The sequence below is a fragment of the Pseudomonas brassicae genome (genome assembly GCF_010671725.1).
Classification (GTDB): Bacteria; Pseudomonadota; Gammaproteobacteria; order Pseudomonadales; family Pseudomonadaceae; genus Aquipseudomonas; species Aquipseudomonas brassicae.
Genome location: NZ_JAAHBU010000135.1, coordinates 1 through 23,902 on the forward strand (window position 1 = coordinate 1; position 23,902 = coordinate 23,902).

18 protein-coding genes and 6 pseudogenes are annotated in these 23,902 nt (G+C 62.0%); 12 read left to right on the forward strand and 12 right to left on the reverse strand.

The window, feature by feature from the left end:
• On the forward strand, positions 1-235 hold a 235-nt coding region (locus G3436_RS11030; RefSeq protein ID WP_163944704.1), incomplete at its 5' end, for an SMI1/KNR4 family protein.
• Positions 236-389: 154 nt separating this feature from the next.
• On the forward strand, positions 390-1,208 hold the full coding sequence (locus tag G3436_RS11035; RefSeq protein ID WP_163944707.1) for an alpha/beta hydrolase: 819 nt from the start codon (positions 390-392) through the stop codon (positions 1,206-1,208).
• Here the strand turns inward: G3436_RS11035 and G3436_RS11040 are convergent.
• Positions 1,205-2,963, reverse strand: a pseudogene (locus tag G3436_RS11040) (cation:proton antiporter). The gene G3436_RS11035 and the pseudogene G3436_RS11040 sit on opposite strands and share 4 nt — an antisense overlap.
• A gap of 321 nt (positions 2,964-3,284) precedes the next feature.
• Here G3436_RS11040 and G3436_RS11045 point away from each other — a divergent pair.
• Positions 3,285-3,770, forward strand: coding sequence for an acyl-CoA thioesterase (locus G3436_RS11045; RefSeq protein WP_043861517.1), 486 nt, complete (start codon positions 3,285-3,287; stop codon positions 3,768-3,770).
• Here G3436_RS11045 and pdxY read toward each other — a convergent pair.
• A complete protein-coding gene (gene pdxY / locus G3436_RS11050; protein WP_163944711.1) occupies positions 3,767-4,639 on the reverse strand; it encodes a pyridoxal kinase PdxY in 873 nt (290 codons plus the stop codon). The two genes, G3436_RS11045 and pdxY, sit on opposite strands and share 4 nt — an antisense overlap.
• Before the next feature lie 117 nt (positions 4,640-4,756).
• Here pdxY and G3436_RS11055 point away from each other — a divergent pair, with 117 nt between their 5' ends.
• Positions 4,757-5,149 carry a DUF3301 domain-containing protein gene (locus tag G3436_RS11055; protein WP_163944713.1) on the forward strand — a complete coding sequence of 131 codons (393 nt, stop codon included), beginning with the start codon at positions 4,757-4,759 and terminating at the stop codon, positions 5,147-5,149.
• A gap of 42 nt (positions 5,150-5,191) precedes the next feature.
• Here the strand turns inward: G3436_RS11055 and G3436_RS11060 are convergent, their stop codons facing one another.
• The 3 genes and pseudogenes from G3436_RS11060 to zigA all read right to left on the reverse strand — a co-directional run bounded on the left by G3436_RS11060 (position 5,192) and on the right by zigA (position 8,006).
• Entirely contained in the window at positions 5,192-6,157 is a 966-nt protein-coding gene (locus G3436_RS11060) for a CobW family GTP-binding protein (protein WP_163944716.1), read from the reverse strand.
• A 42-nt stretch (positions 6,158-6,199) separates the two neighbouring features.
• The gene (locus G3436_RS11065; RefSeq protein ID WP_163944719.1) at positions 6,200-6,799 is read right to left on the reverse strand and encodes a DUF1826 domain-containing protein; all 600 of its coding nucleotides are present in this window, start codon (positions 6,797-6,799) and stop codon (positions 6,200-6,202) included.
• Positions 6,799-8,006 (reverse strand): annotated as a pseudogene (gene zigA / locus G3436_RS11070) (zinc metallochaperone GTPase ZigA). Before zigA ends, G3436_RS11065 begins: the two are co-directional and overlap by 1 nt.
• Before the next feature lie 93 nt (positions 8,007-8,099).
• Here zigA and G3436_RS11075 point away from each other — a divergent pair.
• Positions 8,100-8,477, forward strand: a complete 378-nt coding sequence (locus G3436_RS11075) for a glutamine synthetase (RefSeq protein ID WP_163944721.1) — start codon at positions 8,100-8,102, stop codon at positions 8,475-8,477.
• A 72-nt stretch (positions 8,478-8,549) separates the two neighbouring features.
• Positions 8,550-9,448: pseudogene (gene folE2 / locus G3436_RS11080) on the forward strand (GTP cyclohydrolase FolE2).
• Here the strand turns inward: folE2 and G3436_RS11085 are convergent.
• Positions 9,445-9,972 carry a DUF3617 domain-containing protein gene (locus G3436_RS11085; RefSeq protein ID WP_163944724.1) on the reverse strand — a complete coding sequence of 176 codons (528 nt, stop codon included), beginning with the start codon at positions 9,970-9,972 and terminating at the stop codon, positions 9,445-9,447. The pseudogene folE2 and the gene G3436_RS11085 sit on opposite strands and share 4 nt — an antisense overlap.
• Before the next feature lie 128 nt (positions 9,973-10,100).
• On the opposite strand from G3436_RS11085, the gene cls reads away from it, so the two are divergent.
• Entirely contained in the window at positions 10,101-11,540 is a 1,440-nt protein-coding gene (gene cls / locus G3436_RS11090; protein WP_163944727.1) for a cardiolipin synthase, read from the forward strand.
• 5 nt (positions 11,541-11,545) lie between these two features.
• On the opposite strand, the gene cfaB is transcribed toward cls, so the two are convergent.
• Positions 11,546-12,730 carry a C17 cyclopropane fatty acid synthase CfaB gene (cfaB, locus tag G3436_RS11095; protein WP_163944730.1) on the reverse strand — a complete coding sequence of 395 codons (1,185 nt, stop codon included), beginning with the start codon at positions 12,728-12,730 and terminating at the stop codon, positions 11,546-11,548.
• A gap of 191 nt (positions 12,731-12,921) precedes the next feature.
• Between cfaB and lpdA the strand changes: the two genes are divergently transcribed.
• The gene (gene lpdA / locus G3436_RS11100) at positions 12,922-14,322 is read left to right on the forward strand and encodes a dihydrolipoyl dehydrogenase (RefSeq protein ID WP_163944732.1); all 1,401 of its coding nucleotides are present in this window, start codon (positions 12,922-12,924) and stop codon (positions 14,320-14,322) included.
• 41 nt (positions 14,323-14,363) lie between these two features.
• On the opposite strand, the gene hcnC is transcribed toward lpdA, so the two are convergent.
• The 3 genes and pseudogenes from hcnC to hcnA form a co-directional block, all read right to left on the reverse strand.
• A complete protein-coding gene (gene hcnC / locus G3436_RS11105; protein ID WP_163944735.1) occupies positions 14,364-15,605 on the reverse strand; it encodes a cyanide-forming glycine dehydrogenase subunit HcnC in 1,242 nt (413 codons plus the stop codon).
• A 2-nt stretch (positions 15,606-15,607) separates the two neighbouring features.
• Positions 15,608-17,004: pseudogene (gene hcnB, locus G3436_RS11110) on the reverse strand (cyanide-forming glycine dehydrogenase subunit HcnB).
• Positions 17,001-17,315: a cyanide-forming glycine dehydrogenase subunit HcnA gene (gene hcnA, locus G3436_RS11115; RefSeq protein ID WP_163944738.1), complete on the reverse strand. Its 315-nt coding sequence runs from the start codon at positions 17,313-17,315 to the stop codon at positions 17,001-17,003. Before hcnA ends, hcnB begins: the two are co-directional and overlap by 4 nt.
• Positions 17,316-17,493: 178 nt before the next feature.
• On the opposite strand from hcnA, the pseudogene G3436_RS11120 reads away from it, so the two are divergent.
• Both G3436_RS11120 and G3436_RS11125 read left to right on the forward strand, forming a co-directional pair.
• Positions 17,494-19,705, forward strand: a pseudogene (locus G3436_RS11120) (LTA synthase family protein).
• 322 nt (positions 19,706-20,027) lie between these two features.
• A pseudogene (locus G3436_RS11125) lies at positions 20,028-20,537 on the forward strand (Rossmann-fold NAD(P)-binding domain-containing protein); the annotation flags it as partial.
• A gap of 239 nt (positions 20,538-20,776) precedes the next feature.
• On the opposite strand, the gene G3436_RS11130 reads toward G3436_RS11125, so the two are convergent.
• Complete coding sequence (locus G3436_RS11130; protein WP_163944742.1) at positions 20,777-22,042, reverse strand: hypothetical protein; 1,266 nt, start codon at positions 22,040-22,042, stop codon at positions 20,777-20,779.
• A 119-nt stretch (positions 22,043-22,161) separates the two neighbouring features.
• Between G3436_RS11130 and G3436_RS11135 the strand changes: the two genes are divergently transcribed.
• Positions 22,162-22,455: a hypothetical protein gene (locus G3436_RS11135; RefSeq protein WP_163944745.1), complete on the forward strand. Its 294-nt coding sequence runs from the start codon at positions 22,162-22,164 to the stop codon at positions 22,453-22,455.
• 527 nt (positions 22,456-22,982) lie between these two features.
• Positions 22,983-23,189: a hypothetical protein gene (locus G3436_RS11140; protein ID WP_163944748.1), complete on the forward strand. Its 207-nt coding sequence runs from the start codon at positions 22,983-22,985 to the stop codon at positions 23,187-23,189.
• Positions 23,190-23,722: 533 nt separating this feature from the next.
• On the opposite strand, the gene G3436_RS27550 is transcribed toward G3436_RS11140, so the two are convergent.
• Positions 23,723-23,902: hypothetical protein (locus G3436_RS27550; RefSeq protein WP_243667105.1), on the reverse strand; the 180-nt coding region annotated here is incomplete at its 5' end.

Sequence of the window (23,902 nt, forward strand, 5' to 3'; positions counted from 1 at the left end):
GCCGGTAACCGTCACCGACCCGCAATCGCACACCTACCTGCCCGACGTCGCGGCCAACGCCTGGGATGCCGGCGTGGACCGCTCGCTGATTCCTATCTGCCAGGATGGCGACGATTACTACTGCGTCGAAGAAGACGGTACCGTGGTGTTGTGGTCGGCCGAAGAAGAGCTGGTCACTGAAGAAACCTGGGAATCGGTGTGGCACTGGGCACGTGACGTATGGCTGGAAAGCTGATCGCGTATTTTGTCGGACAAAACTAATGGCCATGAGCCATCAATGTTCGTAGAATCGCCACGCCTTCCTGTGCGTGGCGGCGTCGCTACCGCTCCATCCCCTCGGACATACGACCCGCACGCGCAGGAACGCAACCTTTCATGCCGGGGCCCCGATGCCGACTTTTTCCAGATTGCTGCTACTGCTCGGCCTTGGGCTTGGCGCTGGCTGCCAGGCGCCACTGACGCAGCTGCAGGCGCTTAGCCAGGCCAACGGCCATCGCGTCGAGATCCAGCCCACCCAACCTTTCCCGCTGGCCCTGAGCGTCCCGTCGCACCTGCCTGCGGGCAAGCGCCTGCGCGTGTACCTGGAAGGTGACGGCCACGCCTGGGCCACCGCCTCGCAACCCAGCCTCGACCCGAGCCCGCATAACCTGTTGCTGGTACGCCTGGCGCTGCAGGACCCACAGCCAAGCCTTTACCTGGCCCGCCCCTGCCAGTTCGTCAGTGCGCCGGGGTGCCGCGCTGCGGTATGGACCGACCAGCGCTTCGGCAAAGCGGTACTGGACAGCCTCGACCAGGCCCTGAGCCGTATCCGCCAGCGCTATGGCAACCAGGAGTTCGAGCTGATCGGTTATTCCGGCGGGGGTGCGCTGGCCTTGCTGCTGGCCGCTCGGCGCGATGACGTTGCACTGGTGCAGACCCTGGCCGGCAACCTCAGCCCGCGGCAATGGGCACGCGAGCTGCAACTCACACCGCTGGCCGGCTCGCTTGAGCCGCTGGACTATCGCCAGCAACTGCGCCCGGTGCCGCAACGTCACCTGCTCGGCCTGGCGGACCGCAGCGTGCCGGCGTCGCTGTACGAGCACTACCGCACAGCATTGGGGCCGGCGCCGTGTGTCGAGGTAGTGCGCCTGCCCGGTGTGACCCACGCCGACGGCTGGGCGCAGGCCTGGGCACAATGGCGCGACCAGCCCCTGCGCTGTGCGCCCTAGTGGTGATGCTCCTTTTGGTTGTCGAGGGTTTCCAGCAGGGCAATCTGCATGCGTGTGTGCACCCGGATGAACCAGCGCCACAGCACCGCCACCACACCGGCGGCCACCACCGCAATCAGTAGCAGCAACTCGCTGGTGGGCAGGATGCTCGCCGACAGTGCCGACAGCAGCAGGAAGATCACCAGTAGCGACAACAGCGGGATCACTTCGGCAATCACCCGCCGTACCCGCTGGGTATGGCGCCCGGCCATCTCCGGCTTGACCCCCATTTCAGCCAGCAGCATCGACAGGGCCTTGAGCTTGCGATACGCGGCAATCAGGAACGGCAGCGACAGCAACAGCGCCGCGCCCCAGATCAGCGCCTTCTGCTGGGCCACGTCAGGCAGCCACTGGCTCAGGTACTCACCGATACGGGCCGCGAAATAGCCGCCGCTGAAGAAGATCGCCACCACCAGCGCCAGGTTGACCCCGACCTGCAGCAGGATGCGCCGGATCATCGCCGCCAGCATCGCGCCCTCGCCTTGCGGCTGATGCTGCGCAGCCACTCGCCGTACAGCGACAGCACCCGCGACAGGCGTTTGGGCACCACACTGGCCAGCTTGAGCGACAGCGGGTCGGCGGCACGAATCAGGTACGGGGTGAGCAAGGTGGTGATGGCCGACACTGCCACTGCCACCGGGTACAGGAAGTCGCTGGTGACCTGCAGGGTCATGCCCAGTGCCGCGATGATGAACGAGAATTCGCCGATCTGCGAAAGCCCCATGCCCACCCGCAGCGAGGTACGCCCGTCGTTGCCGGCAATGAACGCACCCATGCCGCACGAGAGCATCTTGCCCAGCACCACGGCAATGGTGATCACCACGATCGGCCAGATGTACTCGATGAGCACGTTGGGGTCGATCATCAGGCCGATGGCCACGAAGAAAATGGCGCTGAACAGGTCGCGCACCGGTTCGATCAGTTGCTCGATCTTCAGCAACTGGCGCGACTCGGCCATGATCGCACCGATCAGGAAGGCCCCCAGCACCATGCTGTACTCCAGCTTGACCACCAGCAGGCAGAAGCCGAAGCACAGGCCCAGCACGGTGATCAGCAGCATCTCGTTGCTTTCGAACTTGGCCACGTAGGCCAGCAGGCGCGGCACCAGCAGGATGCCGACCACCAGCGCGACGATCATGAACAACGACAGCTTGCCGACCGTGGAGAACACTTCACCGGAGCTGACCGAACCGCTCACGGCGATGCCCGAAAGCAAGGCGATGATGCCGATGCCGAGAATGTCCTCAACGATCAGCACGCCGAAAATGAGCTGGGCGAAACGCTCGTTCTTCATCTTCAGGTCATTGAGCGCCTTGACGATGATGGTGGTGGACGAGATGGCCAGGATCGCCCCCAGGAACAGCGAGTCATGGTGCTCCACTCGAACCAGCGGCCGATCTCGAAGCCGATCCAGATCATCAGCACGATTTCCAGGAACGCGGCGATGAAGGCCGTGGCACCGACCTTGAACAGCTTGCGCAGGCTGAACTCCAGGCCCAGGCAGAACATCAGGAAGATCACCCCGAGCTCGGCCAGGGTCTTGATCGTGTCTTCGTCGTGGATCAGGCCGAACGGCGGGGTGTGCGGCCCGATGATGAAACCGGCGACGATATAGCCGAGCACCACCGGCTGCTTGAAACGGTGAAACAGGATGGTAACCACACCGGCAACCAGCATGATCACCGCCAGATCCTGAATAAAGCTGATGGCATGCACGGCGTAGAGCTCCTTACTTCGAACCGAAGAACAGACCCTCACTCAATAACGTTCGTGTCGTTGAGCCACAGGGGAATTAGTCTTTTAAATGACGCCAGGCCCACATTGCATGGGCCCCGTCAGGTTAACACCGGCACCGGCGTCGCAAAGGCAGTGTAATATCAAGAAACAGATCGACCGTTCCCGCGCCAAAGATGGCACGAACGGCGTGACGGCAAAGGCGCTGTCAGCGTCCCGTTTTTGATGGGATTCGAAATTGGGGAAAGAAGCGTGACCACCACTCGCCACCCCGCCTCAGCGCAACCTTACCGTGAGCACACTATGGAACCTGGAAACGCCCAGCTGTCGATGACCGTCCTGATGACCCCGGACATGGCCAACTTTTCTGGCAACGTACACGGCGGCACCCTGCTCAAGTACCTCGACGAGGTCGCCTATGCCTGCGCCAGCCGCTACGCCGGGCGCTATGTAGTGACCCTCTCGGTCGACCAGGTGGTGTTCCGCGAGCCGGTGCATGTCGGCGAACTGGTAACGTTCCTGGCGTCGGTGAACTACACCGGCAACACCTCGATGGAGGTCGGCATCAAGGTGGTCACCGAGAACATTCGCGAGCGCTCGGTGCGCCACAGCAACAGCTGCTTCTTCACCATGGTGGCCGTGGATGACGACCGCAAGCCGGTCGCCGTGCCGCCACGCCAGCCGGAGACCAGCGAAGAGAAACGCCGCTTCGTGCAGGGCAAGCAACGCCGCCTGATCCGCCAGGAGCTGGAAAAGCGCTACCAGGAGCTCAAGGGCGACGCGTTCTAGCCCGCCAGCCGCTGCGCCTCGAAGCGCACCCGCGGGTGCACGATGCGGTCCTGGGCACGCACCAGCTCCAGTTCATAGCTGGTGCAGGCCTGGGTTTCGAGCAGTACTTCATGCACCGCCGCAGCCGTGAACTCGAATGCGGCCAGCCAGCTGTCACCCAATAGCACGCGTGCCAGGAACAGCCCGGAGGTCAGATCGCCCACGCCCACCGGCTGGCGCGGGAAGGCCAGCAGCGGGCGGCGCAGGTGCCAGCTGCCTTCGCTGGTCACCAGCAGCATTTCAAAATCTTCGGGGTGGCGGCCCGGATACACCAGATGCTTGACCAGCACGGCCTTGGGCCCGCGCGCCAGCAGCGTGCGCGCCATGCTCACGCAGTCGTCGAGGGATGCGGCCTGGCGCCCGCAGAAGCTGTCCAGCTCCAACTGGTTGGGACACAGCACGTCGGCCACCGCCAGCGCCTCGTCGAGCAGGAAATCGCTGACTTCGGCTGGCACGCTGCAGCCCTTCTGCGGATGCCCCATGACCGGGTCGCACAGGTACAGCGCCTTGGGGTTGGCCGCCTTGATCCGGGCGACACCGCTGAGAATTGCACGCCCTTGCGCCGCGCTGCCCAGGTAACCGGACAACACCGCATCGCAATTGCCCAACTCGCCGATCGTCGCAATCCCGTCCACCAGTGCAGGAATTTGCGCTGGCGCAAGCACTTCCCCCGTCCACTGGCCATACTGAGTGTGGTTGGAGAACTGAACGGTGTTCAGCGGCCAGACATTGACCCCCACCCGTTGCATCGGAAACACCGCGGCGCTGTTGCCGGCGTGGCCGAATACCACGTGGGACTGGATGGCGAGCAGATGCGGTGTGCGTTTCATGCAGGGCGTCCAAACGTTCGAATGAAAAACAAGGGGCGCAGTATGGCGCCAAATGCCACCTGTACGACAGACCGGGGTGGCAGTTAAGCTGGGGCTATCTGGTTGGAGCAAACGTAGATGTTAACCCTCGAAAACCTTCTGGTGCTGATGCTGCTGGCCACCCTGGGCGCCTGGCTGTGGCATAACCATGGATTGCGTGAAAAGGCACTGGAGCGGGTCAAGCAGCATTGCGCCAAGCTCGACCTCGAACTGCTGGACGGCAACGTGGCGCTCAAGCGCATCGGTTTTGTGCGTGACGCCAATGGCCGCAAGCGCCTGGCGCGTGTGTACAACTTCGAATTCACCGTCACTGGCGAACATCGTCACCCCGGCAGCGTTACCCAGTTTGGCGCGCACACGATGCAGATCGAATTGGCGCCCTACCCGTTCGAGATCAAGCCGCCGGTGCAGGGTGGCAACGTGATCGAGATGAACCAGTGGCGCCAGGAGCACAATCGCTGGCGTCAGTGACAGCTGCTGGAGCTGGCTTGCCAGCGCACGGCTGCACAGGCGCTAGGCCATTGTGCAGGCACGCATCCCCTGCTCTAACCTGTGCACAGCCTGCGCCTGTGGATAAATCAGCTCGATACGCGAATCCCTTCGCCATTCACTGGCTTGCCACTCCAGTGCCTGACCGTCCAGTGCGTTCGCCGAGCGCCACCCCTGCGGGCTGTGGATAACCATCTTGGCCCGGCGCCAACCCAGCCCGCCCAGCCAGCGCTGCAAGCGCTCGGGGTCGAGCTGCTGGCGCGGATGCCAACGCCAGCCAATGCTCCATCCCGCTTCCAGCTGTTGATAACTGCAGATTGGCTGGGTCGGGTCAGGCCACACCACGCCCGGCGATTCAGGGCCATCCGGCAGCAGTGGCACGTTACCCACAGGCTCGGCGGGCACGTTCGACACTGGCAGGTCTTCCAGGCCGATAGCACCATGATCGGTCCAGCATACCGGCAGATCAGGCAACCGCGAGGTTATCCACAGGCGTTTGTCGGGCGTTACGCCCTTCGCCTTGTTGAGTACCAGCAAGCCCGCACTGTGCAGCGCGTGGGCCTGAGCCTCGGGCAACGCCTGGCCTGCCGCCAGCGCTGGCGCGTCCAGCACCAGCACGGCAGGCTGCAGCGCCAGCACGCCCAGCCACGGGGCCTTGCGCAACTGCGCCAGCAACTGCGCCGGATGGCCCAACCCCGAGGGTTCGATAAACAGCCGGTGCGGCTGCGCCTTGCGCAGCAGCCTGGCCAGGCCGACCTGGAACGGCGCACCGTTCACGCAGCACAGGCACCCGCCTGCCACTTCGCCCATGGCCACGCCGTCTTGGTCTGTCGCCAGCAGCGCGGCATCCAGGCCGATCTGGCCGAACTCGTTGATCAGCACCGCCCAGCGCTCATCTGCCGGGCGCTGGGCCAGCAGTTGGCGCAGCAGGCTGGTCTTGCCAGCACCCAACGGGCCGGCAATCACATGGGTGGCAATGTTCTGCAGCATGCTCGGTATTTCATCTGGAAGGTTGCGCACTATCCTGCGCGCTCAGGCCATCCAGTCAAGCGTCAGGATCAATCGGCGCTGCCCGTCAGGCAGTTGTGGCGAGCGATGGACCAGGCCGGCGCCTTCATTGCCCAGCCATTTCTCGCCCTTGAGCAGCGCCACGTCTGCGCTCGCCAGTTGCCGCACCTCGCTCGCGCCCGCTGCGGCCAGCCACTCGCTGGCAGGCCCGGCATAGGTCGTGATCAATCGCAACGGCACATGGTCGACGTGAAACCGCGGGCACATGGCACCGTCCAGTACCTGCAGGCGCAGGCCCACCCGTCGTGCATCAAGCAGGCAGGCGTAGGCGCCAACCAGCCAGGTCACATCGGCGATAAAGCCGGCATGGCCCTGCAGGTCAGCGTAGCCAGCGGCCAGGCTGTGCAGTGGCGCCACCTCGCCGTCAGCGCCCAGTTCCAAGGTGAGCGACTCGCCCAAGGGCTGCCCGAGTGAGAGCAGCACACGGGCGAAATCCTCGATGTGGGCAGGCAGGCGGCGCTGCCACACCGCCATGTTCACGTCGTCCTGCAACACCTCGGTGAGTACCTGAGGCGACTCACCCAGTACCTGCCGGGCCAGGCCCCGACGCTTCAGCGCCGGCATCAGGCGGCCTCCTCGTCGTGCCAGTCGCCAAACGGGTCAGGCAGCCTGCTCCATTGCTCGGCACCCAGCGCCATCTCGGCATCGGTCAGCAGGCAAGCGCGCAACTCCGCGTCCAGGCGCGCAACGTCGAGGTGCTGGCCGATGAACACCAGTTCCTGGCGGCAGTCACCACACTCGGCAGTCCAGTGCTGGAGGATCGCTGCGGTGCTCTGCTGATCTTGCGGCCATTGCCCGCGCGGTACAAAACGCCACCAGCGCCCGGCGAAGCCATGACGCATCATGCCACCGGCCTGGGACCAGCTTCCCGCATCCCGGTGCTTGCTCGCCAGCCAGAAAAAGCCCTTGGAGCGCAGCAATCGCCCGTTCACCCACGGCCGGTGGATAAAGTCATGGAAGCGCTGTGGGTGCAGCGGCCGGCGTGCCTGCCAGGTGCTGGCTTTGATACCGTATTCCTCGGTTTCCGGTACATGCGTGCCACGCAGTTCCTGCAACCAGCCGGGGGCCTGCGCTGCCCGGTCGAAGTCGAACAACCCGGTGTTGAGGATCTGCTCCAGCGCCACCTGCCCCATCACCATCGGCACGATACGCGCCTGGGCATTGAGCGAGCGCAGAATGGCCGTCAGTTCCTCACGCTCATGGCTGCTGATGAGGTCGATCTTGCTGAGCAGGATCACGTCGCGAACTCGACCTGCTCGATCAGCAGGTCACTGATCGAACGCACGTCGTCCTCGCCGAGGGTCTCGCCACGGGATGCCAGGCTATCGGCAGCCTGATAGTCACGCAGGAAATTCAGCCCGTCGACCACGGTCACCATGGTGTCCAGGCGCGCCTGATCGGCCAGGCTGCGGCCCTGCTCATCGCGAAAGGTAAAGGTCTCGGCCACCGGCAAGGGTTCGGAGATGCCGGTGGACTCGATCAGCAGGTAGTCGAAGCGCCCTTCGCGGGCCAACCGCGCCACCTCTTCGAGCAGGTCTTCGCGCAAGGTGCAGCAGATGCAGCCGTTGCTCATCTCCACCAGTTTCTCTTCGGCGCGGTTGAGGCTGACGTTGCGCTGCACCTCGCTGGCGTCGATATTGATCTCGCTCATGTCGTTGACGATCACCGCTACCCGCAGGTTGTCGCGGTTACGCAGCACATGGTTGAGCAAGGTGCTTTTGCCGGCACCCAGAAAGCCGGACAGCACAGTGACAGGAAGACGGTCGATCATGGCGCAGGTACCTCATCAGGGCGGCGAGTGCATTCGAACGATGCTGTTCACAATGTTATATTATAACTTTGCAAATTAGCCAGTGGAGTCTTGATGAAACAGCTCATCGTGTTCGCGCTGCTGCTCACCCCGTTTGGCCTCGCCCACGCCGCCATGCCGCGCAGCGAGCCCGCACAGTGCACCCGCAGTGCCAACCTGCTGGCCTGCACCGACCGTGACGGCAACGCCTATAGCGTGCACAGCCAGGGCAGTACCCAGTTCATGCGTGGCTTCGAGGTGCAGGGGCAACGTCGTTGGGTGCAGACCAACAGCCGCTACGGGCCATTGACCTTCTACACCGGCCTGGCCAGTGACGGAGAAGCGTGGGTGGGCTACAGCCGACGCGTAGGCTGGACCACCCAGAACCGGGTATCGAGTTCCAGTGGCCAACGCTTCAGCCTGCGCTGCAATCGATTGGGCGGCTGCCAGTGACGAATTGAAAAAAGCCGTGGAATCACAATTGTTATGTTGTAACGTATCATTTTCTTTGACGATGGTTCTTCCATGACCGCCATGACCAGCCTGCCCGATATCGCCGCGCAATCCGCTCAGCAATCCCTGCCATTGGACTGGGTGGGAATGTGTGGCATCGCCCTGCCACTGCATGTCGAGGGCACGCGCGTCACTGCGCACGCCGATGCGGGCGTCAGTCTGGATGACGGAACGTCGCGGGGCATCCATATGTCGCGCTTGTACCTGGCGCTGGAAGCGTTCGAACACGCGCCGTTTTCGGTCGCGTTGCTGCGCAGCGTGCTTGAAGCGTTCCTCAGCAGCCACCAAGGCTTGTCGGCCAGTGCCTACCTCAACCTGCGGTTCGAAGTACTGCTCAAACGCGAGGCACTGATCAGCCCGCTGGCCGGTTGGAAGGCGTATCCGATCGGTATCAAGGCGCACCTGAAAAACGCAATGTTCCACGTGAACTAAATGCGCAACTTGACTATTCCTCCACCTGCCCCTGCTCCGCCGCACTCGCTCGGCAGTTGATTCAGCAGCAGTTTCTCGCTGACTTCGCGGGTCGCAGCCTCGATCATCAAGCGCTCGCCCAGTGGCTGGGCAGCGCAGAAGGCATCGTCGCCACACCGCATAGCCAGCGCAGTACTGCGTCACTACAGGTGCGCCTGAGCCAAGGGCAAGCAGCCTTGCCGATACGCGAGCTGATCGATCACTGTGAAGGCGCGTTGGGCACGGCAGTCCAGACTGCAGTGAAACGTGCCGACGAACAGGCGTTTGCCTTGGCCAATGGGCAGAACCTGATGTTCTGTGAAGATGCAGCGCGGCGGCTGAACCTGGCGTTGAAGCAACTACCCTGGCTCGCCGGCTTTGCCCTGCGTGTAGAGCATGCAGAGAGCCTGCATGCCCACGATGCTGTCGCCCACAGCGAATGGCGCTGGTCTGTGGCTTAGGTACGCGGTTTGACGGCGCCGCAGTCACTGCCCAGCCACACTGCGCGGGTGTTCATGCTGCCCTGCTGCTGAACGCCCGAGGCATTGAACGTGCCGTTGACCTTGGTGCTGAACTCGCGGTCACTGAGAAAGGTCGCTTCACCATTGCCTTGCGCCTTGGGGCAACTGAAGGTGAATTTCCACACATTGCCGTTTCGCTCAGTGATCTTTTGCGTGCAGCCCGACTGCGGGTCCTGCAGCGGGATGTCATCGGTCTGCACCTGCTGCGGGGTCAGGCACGAACGCACGCCCTTGCCAGCCACACTGATGCCTTGCTTGGCCAGGCCGCCTTCGATCATGGCGCGCTGCTCGGGCGGCAGATTCTTCAGTTGGCCGAGCATGAAGGCCATGTCCGGCAGCGGCTTGCCATCGACCTGCATGTCGCTGGTAGTCAGCTCCCATAGGCCCGGTTGCAGCATCTGCGCCTGCACCAGGGGGCTCGACAGGCCCAGCACCAGCGCCAGCATCGGCAGACGAATATTCATGTAGTGGTTCCTCCAAAATCCGGCCCCAAGCCGGAACACAGGTTAGACGCGTTTTTACGCTTTCGGTTGCAAGGGCAGTCACGAACATGCTCTGTTAGCAGGCAATGCCCTCGGACAGCAGGACGTGTATGGATTATCACAGCCCCTACTTCTTCGGTTACCTGATCGGTGTGGTTCACCTGCTGGGCATCATCGCGGCCCTCCATGCAGTGTTCACCGTGCGCACCGCTCAAGGCGCGATTGCCTGGGCCATGTCCTTGCTGTTCATCCCCTACTTCACCCTGATCCCGTACCTGGTGTTTGGCAGCCGCACCTTTGACGCCTACATCAAGGCACGTCGCCAGGCCAACCGTGAAATGCACGTGGCGATGGCCGACCTCAACTGGCGCCCGTGGGTCGAGGAAGCGCTGGCAGCACGCAACTGCGAATCCTATGCGGCACTGCGCGCCATGCCCAGGCTGGGGCGCATGCCCTGCCTGGCCAACAATCAGGTCAGCCTGCTGATCGATGGCCAAGCCACCTTCGATGCGATCTTCAAGGCCATCGAGGGCGCCACCGATACCGTGCTGATCCAGTTTTTCATCATCCATGACGATGGCCTCGGACGTGAGCTCAAGCACCTGCTGCTGCGCAAGGCCGCCGCGGGGGTGAACATCTACGTGCTGTTCGACAGCGTCGGCAGCCACGCCCTGCCCTCGGCCTATGTCCAGGCGCTGCGCGAGGGCGGCGTCAACATTCGCGCCTTCGCCACACGCCGTGGCTGGTTCAACCGCTTCCAGGTCAACTTTCGCAACCACCGCAAGATTGTGGTGGTCGACGGCCTGCAGGGGTTTCTCGGCGGGCACAACGTGGGTGACGAATACCTGGGCGGCAACCCACGCCTGTCACCCTGGCGCGACACCCATGTACAGGTCAGCGGCCCGGTGCTGGCATGCCTGCAGGAGTCGTTTGCCGAAGACTGGTTCTGGGCCGCACGCCAGCTGCCACCCTTGATCCTGCCCGACACCTACCCCGACGATGGCGTGCTCTGCCAGGTGCTGGCCACCGGCCCGGCCGACCCGCAGGAAACCTGCTCGCTGTTTTTCGTCGAAGCCATTCATGCCGCACGCGAGCGCGTATGGATCACCAGCCCGTATTTCATTCCCGACGAAGCCGTGTTTGCCGCACTGCGCCTGGCAGTATTGCGCGGCGTGGATGTGCGCATCCTGATCCCCTCACGCCCCGACCATCGCATCGTCTTCGCTGCCTCCAGCCTGTTCGCCTTCGACGCGGTACGCGCAGGCATTCGCATGTTCCGCTACGGGCCAGGGTTCCTGCATCAGAAAGTGGTGCTGATCGACAACGAGGTCAGCGCCATCGGCAGCGCCAACCTGGACAACCGTTCATTTCGCCTCAACTTCGAGATCATGCTGCTGACCGTCGACCGCAGCTTCGCCGACCAGGTCGAGCAGATGCTCAACCAGGACTTCGACAGGTCACGGGAAATCACCGCCGACGACACCCTCGATACCCATCGCCTGCAGCAGTTGGGGATGCGGATCGCCCGGCTGATTTCGCCGATCCTCTGAATGCGCTAGCGATAGAGGTCGTCGCGGGTCAGTGGCAAATCATGGCTGCCATCGGCATAGGGTTTGACCGCCAGGATCTGGTGCAGGTTGATCCAGCCCTTGGTAAAGGCATACGAGCAACCGGCCAGGTACAGGCGCCAGATGCGCAGTGCCCGCTCCGGCACCAGTGCCGCAGCCTTGTCGAGCTGGCTTTCCAGGCGGTCGCTCCACAGCCCCAGGGTGCGCGCGTAGTGCAGACGCAAGCTCTCTACATCGACGACTTCCAGGCCTGCCTGACTGATGCTCGCGCTGATCATCGCCAGGTGCGGCAGTTCGCCATGCGGGAACACATAGCGCTCGATGAAATTACCCGCCCCACGGCCGACCGGCCTGCCATCGACGTGCTTGGCGGTGATGCCATGGTTCATCACCAGGCCGCCCTCACGCACCGCGCCAAACAGCCGCTGGCAGTACAACGCAAGGTTGGCATGCCCCACATGCTCGAACATGCCCACGCTCACCACCTTGTCGAAACGCCCGTCCTGCGGCAGGTCGCGGTAATCGAGAATCTGCAGCTCGACCTGGCTTTGCAGGCCCTCGGCCTTGACCCGTTTGCGCGCCAGCTTGAGCTGCTCCTTGCTCAGGGTAATGCCCAACACCTTGGCGCCAAACGCCCGCGCGGCGTAGCGTGACAACCCGCCCCAGCCGCACCCGACGTCCAGCAGGTAGTCGCCCTGCTGCAAGCGCAGCTTGCGGCACAGGTGCTCGAACTTGTTCTGCTGGGCCTGCTCAAGGGTATCGCCCACCTGCTTGAAGTAGGCGCAGGAGTAAGCCATGTCCCGGTCCAGCCACAACTGGTAGAACGCATTGGAAAGGTCGTAGTGGTAGGAAATGGCGGCTGCGTCGGTGGCCTTGTCGTGCTCGCGGCGCACGGGCTGGTCGTCTTCCTCATCCTTGAGCAGGGCCTGGCTGAGCTCGTCGCACACACGGATCACTGCGCCGATGGTGCCCTCAAGCTCCAGTTTGCCTTCGACGAACGCCGCGCCCAGCTCATCCAGGCTGGGGTGCATCAACTGGCTGATCAACTGGGGGTCGTTGACCACGATGGTGACCTGCGGCCGGGGCCCCAGATCGAACTCGTGACCGTCCCAAAGCTTGAGTCGCAAGGGCAACTGCAGGCTTTGCAGAGCAGGTGGAAGTTGCGCAAGCATGAAAGGAGTCTCCCGTTTTTTCTCGGACTACTGCGAAAAAGGGTAGCCCATCCACGGAATCTTTCAGCCTGGCCAGAGCATGGTCGCAGGCGCACACCTGCCAGAAAGGTAGTGCGATAAATTGTATACAACCTTCAAAGCGGCAGACTAATCTTGGCGCCATTGTCGATTCTTCATCCGGGAGTACAACAATGAAAGCCTATGATGTCGTGATCATCGGTGGCGGGCCAGGCGGCTACAACGCTGCCATCCGCGCCGGTCAACTGGGCCTGAGCGTCGCCTGCGTAGAAGGCCGCGCCACCCTGGGCGGCACTTGCCTGAACGTCGGCTGCATGCCGTCCAAGGCACTGCTGCATGCCTCCGAGCTGTATGAAGCGGCCGCCGGCAGCGAGTTCGCCAACCTTGGTATCGAGGTCAAGCCGAGCCTCAACCTGGCGCAGATGATGAAACAGAAGGACGACAGCGTTGCCGGCCTGACCAAGGGCATCGAGTTCCTGTTTCGCAAGAACAAGGTCGACTGGATCAAGGGCTGGGGCCAGCTTGATGGCGTGGGCAAGGTCAAGGTGACGGACGACCAGGGTGCGGTCACCGAACTGCAAGCCAAGGACATCGTCATTGCCACCGGCTCCGAGCCTACCCCGCTGCCAGGGGTGCACATCGACAACCAGCGCATCATCGACTCCACCGGTGCGCTTGCCCTGCCCGTCGTGCCCCGCCACCTGGTAGTGATCGGCGCGGGCGTGATTGGCCTGGAGCTCGGTTCGGTATGGCGTCGCCTCGGCAGCCAGGTCACCGTGGTCGAGTACCTGGACCGCATCTGCCCCGGCACCGACGAAGAAACCGCCAAGACCCTGCAACGCTCACTGGCCAAGCAAGGCATGACGTTCAAGCTGGGCAGCAAGGTGACCCAGGCCACGCCGTCGGCCGACCGCGTGAACCTGACCTTGGAGCCGGCTGCCGGCGGCAGCGCCGAAACACTGGAAGCCGATTACGTGCTGGTCGCCATCGGTCGTCGCCCCTACACCCAGGGGCTGGGGCTGGAGAGCGTGGGCTTGCACACCGACAAGCGCGGCATGCTCGAAAACCAGGGCCATCGCACCAGCGTGCCGGGTGTGTGGGTGATCGGTGACGTCACCTCGGGCCCGATGCTCGCGCACAAGGCCGAAGACGAAGCCATTGCCTGTATCGAGCGCATCCACGGCAAGGCCCACGAGGTGAACTACGGGCTGATCCCGGGGGTGATCTACACCCGTCCGGAACTGGCCAGCGTGGGCAAGACCGAAGAGCAGCTTAAGGCCGAGGGGCGTGCCTACAAGGTCGGCAAATTTCCGTTCATGGCCAACAGCCGCGCCAAGATCAACCACGAGACCGAAGGTTTCGCCAAGGTCCTGGCCGACGCCGAAACCGACGAAGTACTCGGCGTGCACCTGGTGGGCCCGAGCGTCAGCGAGATGATCGGCGAATACTGCGTGGCCATGGAGTTCTCGGCCTCGGCCGAAGACATCGCGCTCACCTGCCACCCGCACCCGACCCGTTCCGAGGCGCTGCGCCAGGCGGCGATGAACGTCGAAGGCATGGCCATGCAGATCTGACCGGCCTACCGCCGCGCTCGACACCGAGGGCCGGCGGGCGGCTACACCTGGGCCGCGTGCGCCGTCACGAAGCGATCCGCCAGAAACGGCGTCAGGTCCAGGGGCAGCGCCTCCTCATGCAACACCTTGTCGATCAGCACGCCGGTGATTGCCGAAGTGAGGATGCCGGTGCGGAAATGCCCACATGCGTTCAGGTAGCCCGTCACACCCTGTACCGGGCCCAGAATCGGCAACTCGTCCGGCGAGCCTGGGCGCAGGCCTGCCCAGCTGCGCTTGAGGTTGATCTGCGCCAGCGCCGGAACACAGCGCACCGCGCCCTGCACCAAGCCGTTGATTTCCGGGTAGGTGGTGGTGACGTCGAAGCCTTTGTCCTCGGTGGTGCTGCCGATCAGGATCTCGCCATTGTCCTTTTGCGCCATGTAGCAATCGGCGGTGGTCAGGCAGCCCTGCAGCAGCTTGGGCATGCGTTCGGTGAGCAGGATCTGGCCCTTTACCGGCTTGACCGGGATGCGCAGGCCGCTGGCCTGCTCGCTCAACTCGGCGGCCCAGGCGCCGCCGGCGTTGATCAGGGTCTGGCAGTGGAACTCCCCTTCGACGTCGGTCTTGACCCCGATGACGCGCTCGCCCTGGTGCAGCACACCGGTGACGTTGGTATTGAGGAACAGGTCGACGCCATTCTGCCGTGCACCCTCGGTATAGGCATCGGCCAGGCGGAACGGGCTGACCTGGTGATCGCAGAGGAACTCCAGCGCACCGTGGGCATGATGGCTGACTGCGGGCTCCGCCTTGCGCAGGGCGTCGCGGTCAAGCCAGCGCACCTGGTCGGCCAGGTGCGGAATCTGCGCCACGATATGCTCGGCATACAGGCGGTCTTCGTCGTCATAGATCACATACTTGAGCCCGGTGCGCTCAAACTTGAAATCCATGCCATGGCGCTCCATCAGTTCCTGGTGCAAACCGGGGTACAGCGCATTGGATTGCAGGGCAAAGTCGAAGAACGACTGGGGCAGGATATGCGGCGTGCTGGCATCGACCGCCACAGCTGCACCGTGGGCTTCGCGCTTGTGCTTTTGCGACATCATGCGAAAGAAGATCACCCCGCAGCCCAGGCCCACCGACTCACCAATGGCCCACAGCCCACCGGCCGAGGCCCGCGTGGCGTTGCCGGGGCGCTTGGCGTCGATCAGCGCAATCTTCAGGTTATGCCGCTTGGACAGCTGGTAGGCGCAGGAGGCGCCGATCACGCCACCACCGGCGATCACCACATCATAGGTTCTGTTCATGTTCAGGCTTCCGTGCCGAGGTGCTGGAATGCAGAGAAAGGTATCGGGTCGATCGGGAAGCGCGGGCGCAGCCAGCCCACGTCCGCACGCCCGGTGGCCTGGCGCAGGCGGTCATTGCAGTAGCCCACGCACATGCGCCCCTGACAGTCGCCCATGCTTACGCGGGTGCGCATCTTCAAGCCGGCCATGTCCTCGACGCCCTGCTCGAGGGCGCGATCGATATCCGCGCGGTCACGTGCTCGCAGCGGCAGATCAAGGTGTCCGCAGCGGGCAGCGCGACCTGTTCGGCACCGCGCAAGGTGTAACGGTCCACGCCGGCGCGAAAGCGCTTGATCGCCGCCAGTTTGCCCAGGTAGCGCTCGCGCAGTTCAAGCGCCTGCTCGGCGCTGATGATCTGGGCCTGGTGCAGGATCGATACGGCGGCAATGCGGCCGGTCAGCATGGCCGCCTCGCCGCCGCGAATCCCGCCCATATCCCCGGCCAGGTGAATGTGCGGCACGCTGCTCTGCTGCCATACATTGCACTCGGCGCGCAGGTAGCCGTCTGCACTGAAGCCGTGGGCCAGGCCCATCTGCTGGCTGAGCTGGGTGCGCGGGATAAACCCGTAGCCGACCGCCAGGGTTTGCGCCGCTACCCGCTGTACCCGGCTCAGGTCCGGCTGCCAGTTGTCGTCGTACGGCGCAAGGCGCACCTCGGCAAGCTCGGTATCACCGCTGGCCCCCACCACGCCCCAACCATAATTCATCGGGATGCCGTTGAGTTTCAGGTAGCCGAGCATGCTCAGGCCATCGAGAAACAGCTGCGGCTTGTTCAGCAGCGCCAGGCTTTCCTTGGCAATCTTGCCGAAGGCGCAGGCTTCATACACCCCTTCCACCTTCACCCCGGCCGCATGCAGCTGGCACGCCACCAGCGGCAGCAGTGGCCCGGTGCCGGCGATGAGCGTGGTGCCCAATGGCTTGACCACGCCGCTCTTGATCTGCAGTTGCAAACCGCCCAGCAGCATCACGCCGGGCAGGGTCCAGCCGGGGAACGGCACATTGCGCTCATGGCAGCCGGCCGACAGCACCAGATGGCTGAACTCGACCTCGTGCAGGCGCTCGTCGGCGTCCAGTACCATCAGCCGCTCGGCGCCCTCCCCGCCCACCACGCGGGTTTCCAGGCGCACCTCGACCTGTGCGGCGCACGCTGCGAATTCTTCATGCAGGCGGTTCAACGCGGTGGCGTAGCGCTTGCCCAGGTAACCCAGGTCGACACCGCTGCGCAGCGGGCCGCGGTACACCACGCCGCCCAGACGCGAGGCTTCATCCAGCAGCACGCTGCCGATACCATGGCGGGCCAGTTCGATGGCGGCCGCCATGCCGGCCGAGCCGCCCCCGACAATGACTGGACGCAGGCTCATTCGGCGCCCTCCACGTCAAAGCGGTTGATCCCGGTCTCGACCTGCATGCCTGGCTTGACGATGGTCTGGCAGGCACGCCGCTTGGGCCGACCGTTGATCGAGACCAGGCAGCAGTGGCACACGCCCATACTGCAGAACGCCCCGGTCAGTTGACCGTGATCGTTGCGCGCCACCTGGCGCAGGCCCACCGCATTCAGCACGTTGAGCACCGTCTCCCCCGGCGCGACGTGCACCGGCTGGCCGTTGAGTTCGATGGTCAGATCTCCCAGCGGCAAAGGCTGGATATCGTAATGGCGATCCAATGACTGCATTGCACTTTCATCCTTGAAAAGAGTGGCAGGAACCCAAGACAGTAAGCCATCCGGGCCGAACTGACATTGACCCAAGCCAGAAAAGTGGGTGTCCACTTATTGCCAAAGGCTGTGGAGCAGAGCTGCACTTGGTACCATCACCCACATCTCCATGACGATTTGATGATGCCCGGCTGCCGTGAAACTCTTTTATCGCTGGTTACAGCACCCTCGCGCCTCCCTCGCCGCCCTTGTCGGGCTCTTGCTGTGCGTGCCAATCGGCATGCGCCTGGTCCAGGGCTGGTTCGACCCCCTGGGCTATCTGTCGGACCTGGCCGTGGGCGGGGCCTTGGTCGTGCTGCTGTATCGCCGCCCGTGGTGGCTGGCGCTCCCCATACTGCTGGCATGGGCCATGCTGAACCTGGCCAGCGCCGAACTGGTGGCTGCGGTCGGCAGGCTGCCGACCCCCGCCGACCTGCATTACCTCACCGATACGCAGTTTCTGGAAAACTCGGCCGGCGGCAGTTTTGCCAACACCGGGTTCGCGGCGGCCCTCGGGCTGGGCCTGCTGCTTTGGCTGGCGAGCCTGTGGGCGGCCCGTGGGGCAAAACCCAGAGCGCTGCCGCGGCGGGCCTGGGCCCTACCGGCGGCGTGCCTGCTGCTGCACGCCGGTATCCAGGCCGTGCAACCCAGCGAGGCAGACGAATGGCAGGTGTTCAACCTGCCCCATCAACTGATGGCGGCCGCCTGGGCGAGGGCCAGGCCGGTATCGAAGACTGGCTGGAGGGTGACCTGGTCGATCCGCCGGTGGCCATGCAGGGCCTGACGCGGCTGGACCTGGAGGGCCGTGCGTTGCTGCAGGCCCCGGGCAGCGCGCGCAACGTGCTGGTGATCGCGCTTGAGGGTATTCCGGGCGCCTACCTGGACATCAACCGGCGCAGCTTGAACAGCGCCTATCAGGAACAGCTGATGCCCAAGCTCAGTGCCTGGGCCGAGCGCGGCATGAATACCCCCGACTATGTCCTGCATACCCACCAGACCATCCGCGGCCTGTACGCCATGCTGTGTGGCGACTACGACAAACTCGACAACGGCACGCCCAAGGGCGTCGAGATGCTCACGCAGAACCAGCGCAACCAGCAATGCCTGCCGGCGCAGCTGCGCGAGCACGGCTTCAGCACGCACTACCTGCAAGGTGCGGGCCTGCGCTTCATGGCCAAGGACAAGATCATGCCGCACATCGGCTTTGATACCACCCTGGGCCTGGACTGGTTCAAGAACCCGAATTACCTGGAGTTCCCGTGGGGCAAGGACGACCGAGCGTTCTTCGAAGGCGCGCTGGACTACGTCGGGCAACTGCAGAAGGTCGCGACCCGTGGATGCTCACACTGCTGACCGTGGGCACCCACCAGCCCTATTCCGCACCGCAGGACTACCTGGACCGCTTCGACACCCCCAAGCAGGCCGCCGTGGCCTACCTGGACGATGCTGTGGATAACTTCCTTGCTGGCCTTGAGCGCCAGGGCGTGCTGAAGGACACGCTGGTGGTGATCACCTCCGACGAGTCCCATGGCATCGACGGCGTGCGCCTGGCCTCCTCGTGGGGTTTCAACCTGCTGCTGGCGCCTGAGCAGGCGCAACTGCCCCAAGTGAAAACCGGCGTGTATGGCCATGTCGACCTGACCGCCTCGGTGCTCGACTACTTTGGCTTCCCGATCCCCAACAGCCTGAGCGGGCGCTCGTTGCTGCGCGACTACCCGAGCGGGCGCGAGATCATGTCGTTCACCAACGGCAAGCTGCGCTACCACGATGGCAACGGCACCTTTACCGAGTGCGACTTCCAGCAACGCTGTCGCGCCTATACCAGTGCGGGGTTCATTGCCGAACGCGCCACCCTGGTCGATCGATTCCGTGGTCAGCGGGCACGTCAGGTACAGGCACGGGCCAGTGCGCTCGACCAGTCCGTGATGGGCTCGCCGCTGAACCAGCACTACCAGTTCGGCAGCGCAACGGTGATCCCGCTGCAGCCCGAGATCAAGGACGACTGGGCCGACAACCTGATCGGCGCGCAGTACCTGGAGATGCCCAAGGGCTCACAGACGCGGGTGCGCCTGACGGTGCGTTCGGCCGACCCGCAACAGGACGCCTACATCGTGCTCAAGGCCAAGGAATTCGAACAGGAAGTGTTGGTGGGGTTGCCCACCGAAGAGATGCTGGTCACCCCGGATCAGCCGCTGGAAATGGACTTCAGCTTCGACAACACCGAGTCACGCAAGGCGTTTTCGTTCCACTTGTTGGGGCATGGCCTGGGGGCGATTGAAGTGACCGACTTCAGTGTGGTTACCGAAGCACCGGGGCAGATCGACGAGCTGGACGAGACGCTGGCCAAGGTGCACGCCAGCGCGGAGTAAGGCGGGTTGCAACGATAAAGGCCGGCCCCTGCGCTTGCAGGGGACGGCCTTGTTGGTGAACGGCTACGCGCACCCATGGTTTTAGAGAATTAAAACTGTCGCGAGAAGGTCACGTTATTCGCGGCCTGCGGCCTCTTGGAGAGGAAGCGCAAAACCGTCGCAATCGACCAAAACGCCCGATCAAACTGATGCACTAGAGAATTAAAACTGTCGCGGCCAGAAACGACGCGGCATTGAGCGCTGTACAGCTTATAAAATTGCCCCTCTTGGGAGGTCCCCTAGGATGGGTGTTCTACGCCTCCAACTCTGCGCTTGTCTTGATCAGGTCGATGTACGCGAGGCGCTTCGTGCGCAAGACAAAACTGAATGGGTCATTATCTCGACGGGCATGTTCACCAGCTTCCTTTTCGAGCCCGTATTTGAGGTCGTCGACTTCGACAATGACACCGTTAACGCTCTCGGCAGTCTTGAGAACAGCGTGACGCTCACTACACCAGACGACATCGGCGCTCTCACGGCGGAAATCGTCTTCTTCGAACCTCGCTTCCGCAACGAGATTGTCTATCTCTCAGGCGACACGGTGTCGTATGGACAAGTCGCGAACATCCTCGAACATGCGCTGGGTCGTCCGTTCAAAACTAACGTGTGGACTGTTCCGTTCCTGATGGATGAGCTGAGAAAAGACCCTACCCATCACATCAAAAAGTACCGTCCTGTGTTTGCACAGGGCAGAGGTGTGGCATGGCCTAAATCGGGAACCTTCAACGAACAGCAGTCGATTCCAGTAACCACCGCTGAGCAATGGGCTCGGGCGAACCTTGGGGGCAAGTGAGCGCGACGACAGGTAGCGGACTTGCCGAGAAACTCCTAGGCTCGACAGTGGACGCTGACAACTAGGTTGAGCGTTTAGAGGGCGACAAGCTGTCTAGACTTCAGCGTAGGGCCTCAGTGTCCCCAATGGGTCGATAACGCCCTTTCGCGAGAAGTAGCTATTGGCCAAAAGCGGACGCTCAAAGTTGTCAACGGATATAGGGCGCTTCAGCATGTGCAAGTATCCCTAGTTCTGATTTGTCAATTATCAACGGGAACTGCGGATGTCCTTCGCCCCAAGATTGCTGCACCCGATGTCAAATAGCGGTCCAGATCACGGAGATGCGGAGCGGTCGACCGCTTCGTTGGCTTTGGCGAAATTTGCTTCACAGCTTGGTCGTAAAGATTTTTGTAGGTGGAGGAGTCGTACGGTGTTTCGCCGGGCGCGAGCTTCTTCATTTGCATTTCTGCCTCAGGAATTAGCTTGTCCATGGCCTTAGTAATGGTCAGGCCGCCGCTTACCAGGTCCCATATCCACAAGCCGCACAGTCGACTCTGGTACTGCTTGGTCTCACGAACCAGAAATATGCGTTCGTCGAAGTTGCGCATAAACAGAGAGTTATCGTATTCCGGGCTGCTGACATTCGCATAGCAGCCGCACATGTCGATATTGGCCGCCTTGAGCGCATCGCGGAAATGCCGCAAGGCAGCATCGATGTGAGTTGGCGTCCTGTTCGTAGGAACAGCCAGGATCAAATGGTTCTTCAACTCGACGCCGTTGATGCTAATACTGTGCTGATCGTGACCAAATATGCGTACGTTCGACGGCTGGTTCGCGAGGTAGGCGTTCTCACAAACGACCCCGGACATCTCGTCATCAAGTTCAGCTTCCAAGGTATGTAGCCAATAATGATCACTCCCCAACCGCTCTGCCCAAGGGCGTACCGAATACACACGATGCTTCGCGGCCAAGTAGTGAATAAGCATCGTTTTGCCGCTTACTAAGTTGGTCAAAGAGAAGGGATCGTAGTAGTCGAGGAAGTTCAACTCGTCCTGTATCTTGGCCACCGCTTCACAGCCTTCAGCAACGATGTCAGTGAGCCTGTCTCGATGCCCGTTGGAAAGGTGGTACAGAATCGGGTACGTGATTTCTTTCGGATCCGGTTCGATTTCGCTTTCCAGGAGCTGGCGAAACTTTGCTTGGTCCCCCTTCGCGACCAATAAATGGGCTCGCCGCCAAGCGAGCATTCGCATGCAGCGGGCGGTCGCGGTGATCTTTCGCCCGATAAAGAGACGGCCTTCGTTGGTGAGCGCTGTCTCGGCAAGCACCGCCTCGATTTGCGAGCGGATGCTTCGCAGCTTGCCAAAGGCGTCAGGGTAATGAAGGGAAAAGCGTCTGACGCAGTACTGATGCGCTAGCAACTGATCAAACTTCTGGATCTGTAGAAACTCGATCAGCTCCTCTTGGGATAGTAATCGTGTACGGGTTGGCATTGCCTGATGGATTACGCCCGAAATACTACTCATGGACAGCGCCTCTGTTTTCCATTCACAAATCCTGCAGAGAGTCAACATTCGAGTCAACACGATTCGCCCGATGCCGACCTCTAGGGGCTTACTGGTTAGGCTACTCACGAGCTCGATCAATGGTGATCGATAACAAAGGTAGACTTCTCATGACATTAAAAACGCTAGGTGACGTTCTTTCCAACCCTGCCGGCACAGCACGGCTTTTGGAGGCTCACAGCACCCTCAAAAGGTCACAAGACGCAGGGCTGACTTACGAGCAAATCTGCACGGTGTTCCCTGATGCTGCAAAGTACACCCCGCCACAACTTGATGGTTTCATGGTGATCTGTGCAGATCTAGTTGCTGGACGTACGCGCTTCAGTGGTCGCTTGCTTCCGCGTGGTGGGAATGGTGTGCAGAGGGCCGTGTAAGGGAGGCTTATTCGCCGAGGTCGGTTAGGGGATGGCGTATACCGTCTTCGAGCCGCTCTCAGGCGAGTTTTGCGCGAATGTCCTCAGAAACAATAGGCCACTCCTGGGTGCAAGCACTCGACAGCTCATGATGGCGGGGCATCTTTTGATGATGACCGCTTCTAGCCGATTAGTTTTTCTCAAACGGTAGCTTTGGGTCGATTCCTGCCGGTCAAGACGTACGCGTGCGCTGGCCACATCCGATGCAAATGGCTGGTCAAGTCGAATGCAAAAAGGTGGTCAAGTGGGATGCAAACGCTTGGTCAAGTCAGATGCAATTTCCCATTTTTCAACAGAATCGGTCGAAAGCGGCCGTTCGCCAGTGTCCGCTATCGACCCAATGGGCCTATCCTCTGGGCATCGATCAACGCAAAACGGGGCTGAGTAGGCCCTCAAATTCAAAACTGTAAATCCAATAAGCAAAGCGAATCCGCGCTGCGCCAGGGCACGTTCATACGTTCCCTGCTTTGCTTAGAGGTAGGATTTGAATGAAGAAGAAAGCATCGCCCCGTCAGTTGAACGTCACCATCCGCGTCTCACTGGGGAACCCACGGACCTTACTCATCATGGCGATTCTTGGGGCCGGCGGATCGAACATGCTGAAGGAGCACTCGGCGACCAATGCGGCACCGAGCCCCGTCACCAAAACAAATCCTCAGGAGCATGCCCTATGGCACAGCGCGACCATGAATTGATCGGCAAGCAGATGGCTCTCTGGGAAGCAGCTTCGGTGGCAATGCGCGAATACGAAGAGGCGGTCCCCTGAGCAGCTTGAGTTGCTGCGTCAGAAAGCCGAATGGCTTGCTAAGGCTGCCAGTAGCTACCACCTTGAAACGATGACTGGCAAAAAAGCTCCCCGACACTGATCTGAGCGATTCATGTGGCCGACTAGGCTGTGATCTGGCCATCTTTGCTTAAATGGTTGACCCGTGGACTTGCCTGCTTCGTGAGCTCACCAAGGAGGATCCAAGCTTCATGGACTGAGCGGTTCTTGCGTCGAGCGCAACAACTGCGAGATCTGGGGTTGAGATACGCATGCTTGAGACCCAAACGATTTGTACCTAGTGGGCACCTTATCGTTGAAGCCAGTGGGAACCGTTAGACGAATAAACCCCGCCGAATGGCGCGCTTATTCATCATATTGTAGAGAAAATGACTGCGCGCGATGACGCATTCCCAATTGGTAACGGCCTTACCACGGGGCGCAAGAGGTAATGGCACAGAGACATCATTCATGGCTAAGATACCTCTCTTTGAACGGTATTAAGGTGACGTTTTGATAGGGAACATCTTCAGCGTTTTTTCGCGACGTAGGGAGCACCAGAGCCCACCAAGAAAGCAGCTTACCGAGCAATTCCGACAACGGACGTTCATGCTGATTCGGGATATGGGGCCTGGCCTGGTCGAA

What these genes read in the sequence shown, in the direction of transcription:
- G3436_RS11035 (WP_163944707.1), top strand. Translation starts at nt 390, where the DNA reads ATGCCGACTTTTTCCAGATTGCTGCTACTGCTCGGCCTTGGGCTTGGC.
- G3436_RS11045 (WP_043861517.1), top strand. Translation starts at nt 3,285, where the DNA reads ATGGAACCTGGAAACGCCCAGCTGTCGATGACCGTCCTGATGACCCCG.
- pdxY (WP_163944711.1), bottom strand. Translation starts at nt 4,639, where the DNA reads ATGAAACGCACACCGCATCTGCTCGCCATCCAGTCCCACGTGGTATTC.
- G3436_RS11055 (WP_163944713.1), top strand. Translation starts at nt 4,757, where the DNA reads ATGTTAACCCTCGAAAACCTTCTGGTGCTGATGCTGCTGGCCACCCTG.
- G3436_RS11060 (WP_163944716.1), bottom strand. Translation starts at nt 6,157, where the DNA reads ATGCTGCAGAACATTGCCACCCATGTGATTGCCGGCCCGTTGGGTGCT.
- G3436_RS11065 (WP_163944719.1), bottom strand. Translation starts at nt 6,799, where the DNA reads ATGCCGGCGCTGAAGCGTCGGGGCCTGGCCCGGCAGGTACTGGGTGAG.
- G3436_RS11075 (WP_163944721.1), top strand. Translation starts at nt 8,100, where the DNA reads ATGAAACAGCTCATCGTGTTCGCGCTGCTGCTCACCCCGTTTGGCCTC.
- G3436_RS11085 (WP_163944724.1), bottom strand. Translation starts at nt 9,972, where the DNA reads ATGAATATTCGTCTGCCGATGCTGGCGCTGGTGCTGGGCCTGTCGAGC.
- cls (WP_163944727.1), top strand. Translation starts at nt 10,101, where the DNA reads ATGGATTATCACAGCCCCTACTTCTTCGGTTACCTGATCGGTGTGGTT.
- cfaB (WP_163944730.1), bottom strand. Translation starts at nt 12,730, where the DNA reads ATGCTTGCGCAACTTCCACCTGCTCTGCAAAGCCTGCAGTTGCCCTTG.
- lpdA (WP_163944732.1), top strand. Translation starts at nt 12,922, where the DNA reads ATGAAAGCCTATGATGTCGTGATCATCGGTGGCGGGCCAGGCGGCTAC.
- hcnC (WP_163944735.1), bottom strand. Translation starts at nt 15,605, where the DNA reads ATGAACAGAACCTATGATGTGGTGATCGCCGGTGGTGGCGTGATCGGC.
- hcnA (WP_163944738.1), bottom strand. Translation starts at nt 17,315, where the DNA reads ATGCAGTCATTGGATCGCCATTACGATATCCAGCCTTTGCCGCTGGGA.
- G3436_RS11130 (WP_163944742.1), bottom strand. Translation starts at nt 22,042, where the DNA reads ATGAGTAGTATTTCGGGCGTAATCCATCAGGCAATGCCAACCCGTACA.
- G3436_RS11135 (WP_163944745.1), top strand. Translation starts at nt 22,162, where the DNA reads ATGGTGATCGATAACAAAGGTAGACTTCTCATGACATTAAAAACGCTA.
- G3436_RS11140 (WP_163944748.1), top strand. Translation starts at nt 22,983, where the DNA reads ATGAAGAAGAAAGCATCGCCCCGTCAGTTGAACGTCACCATCCGCGTC.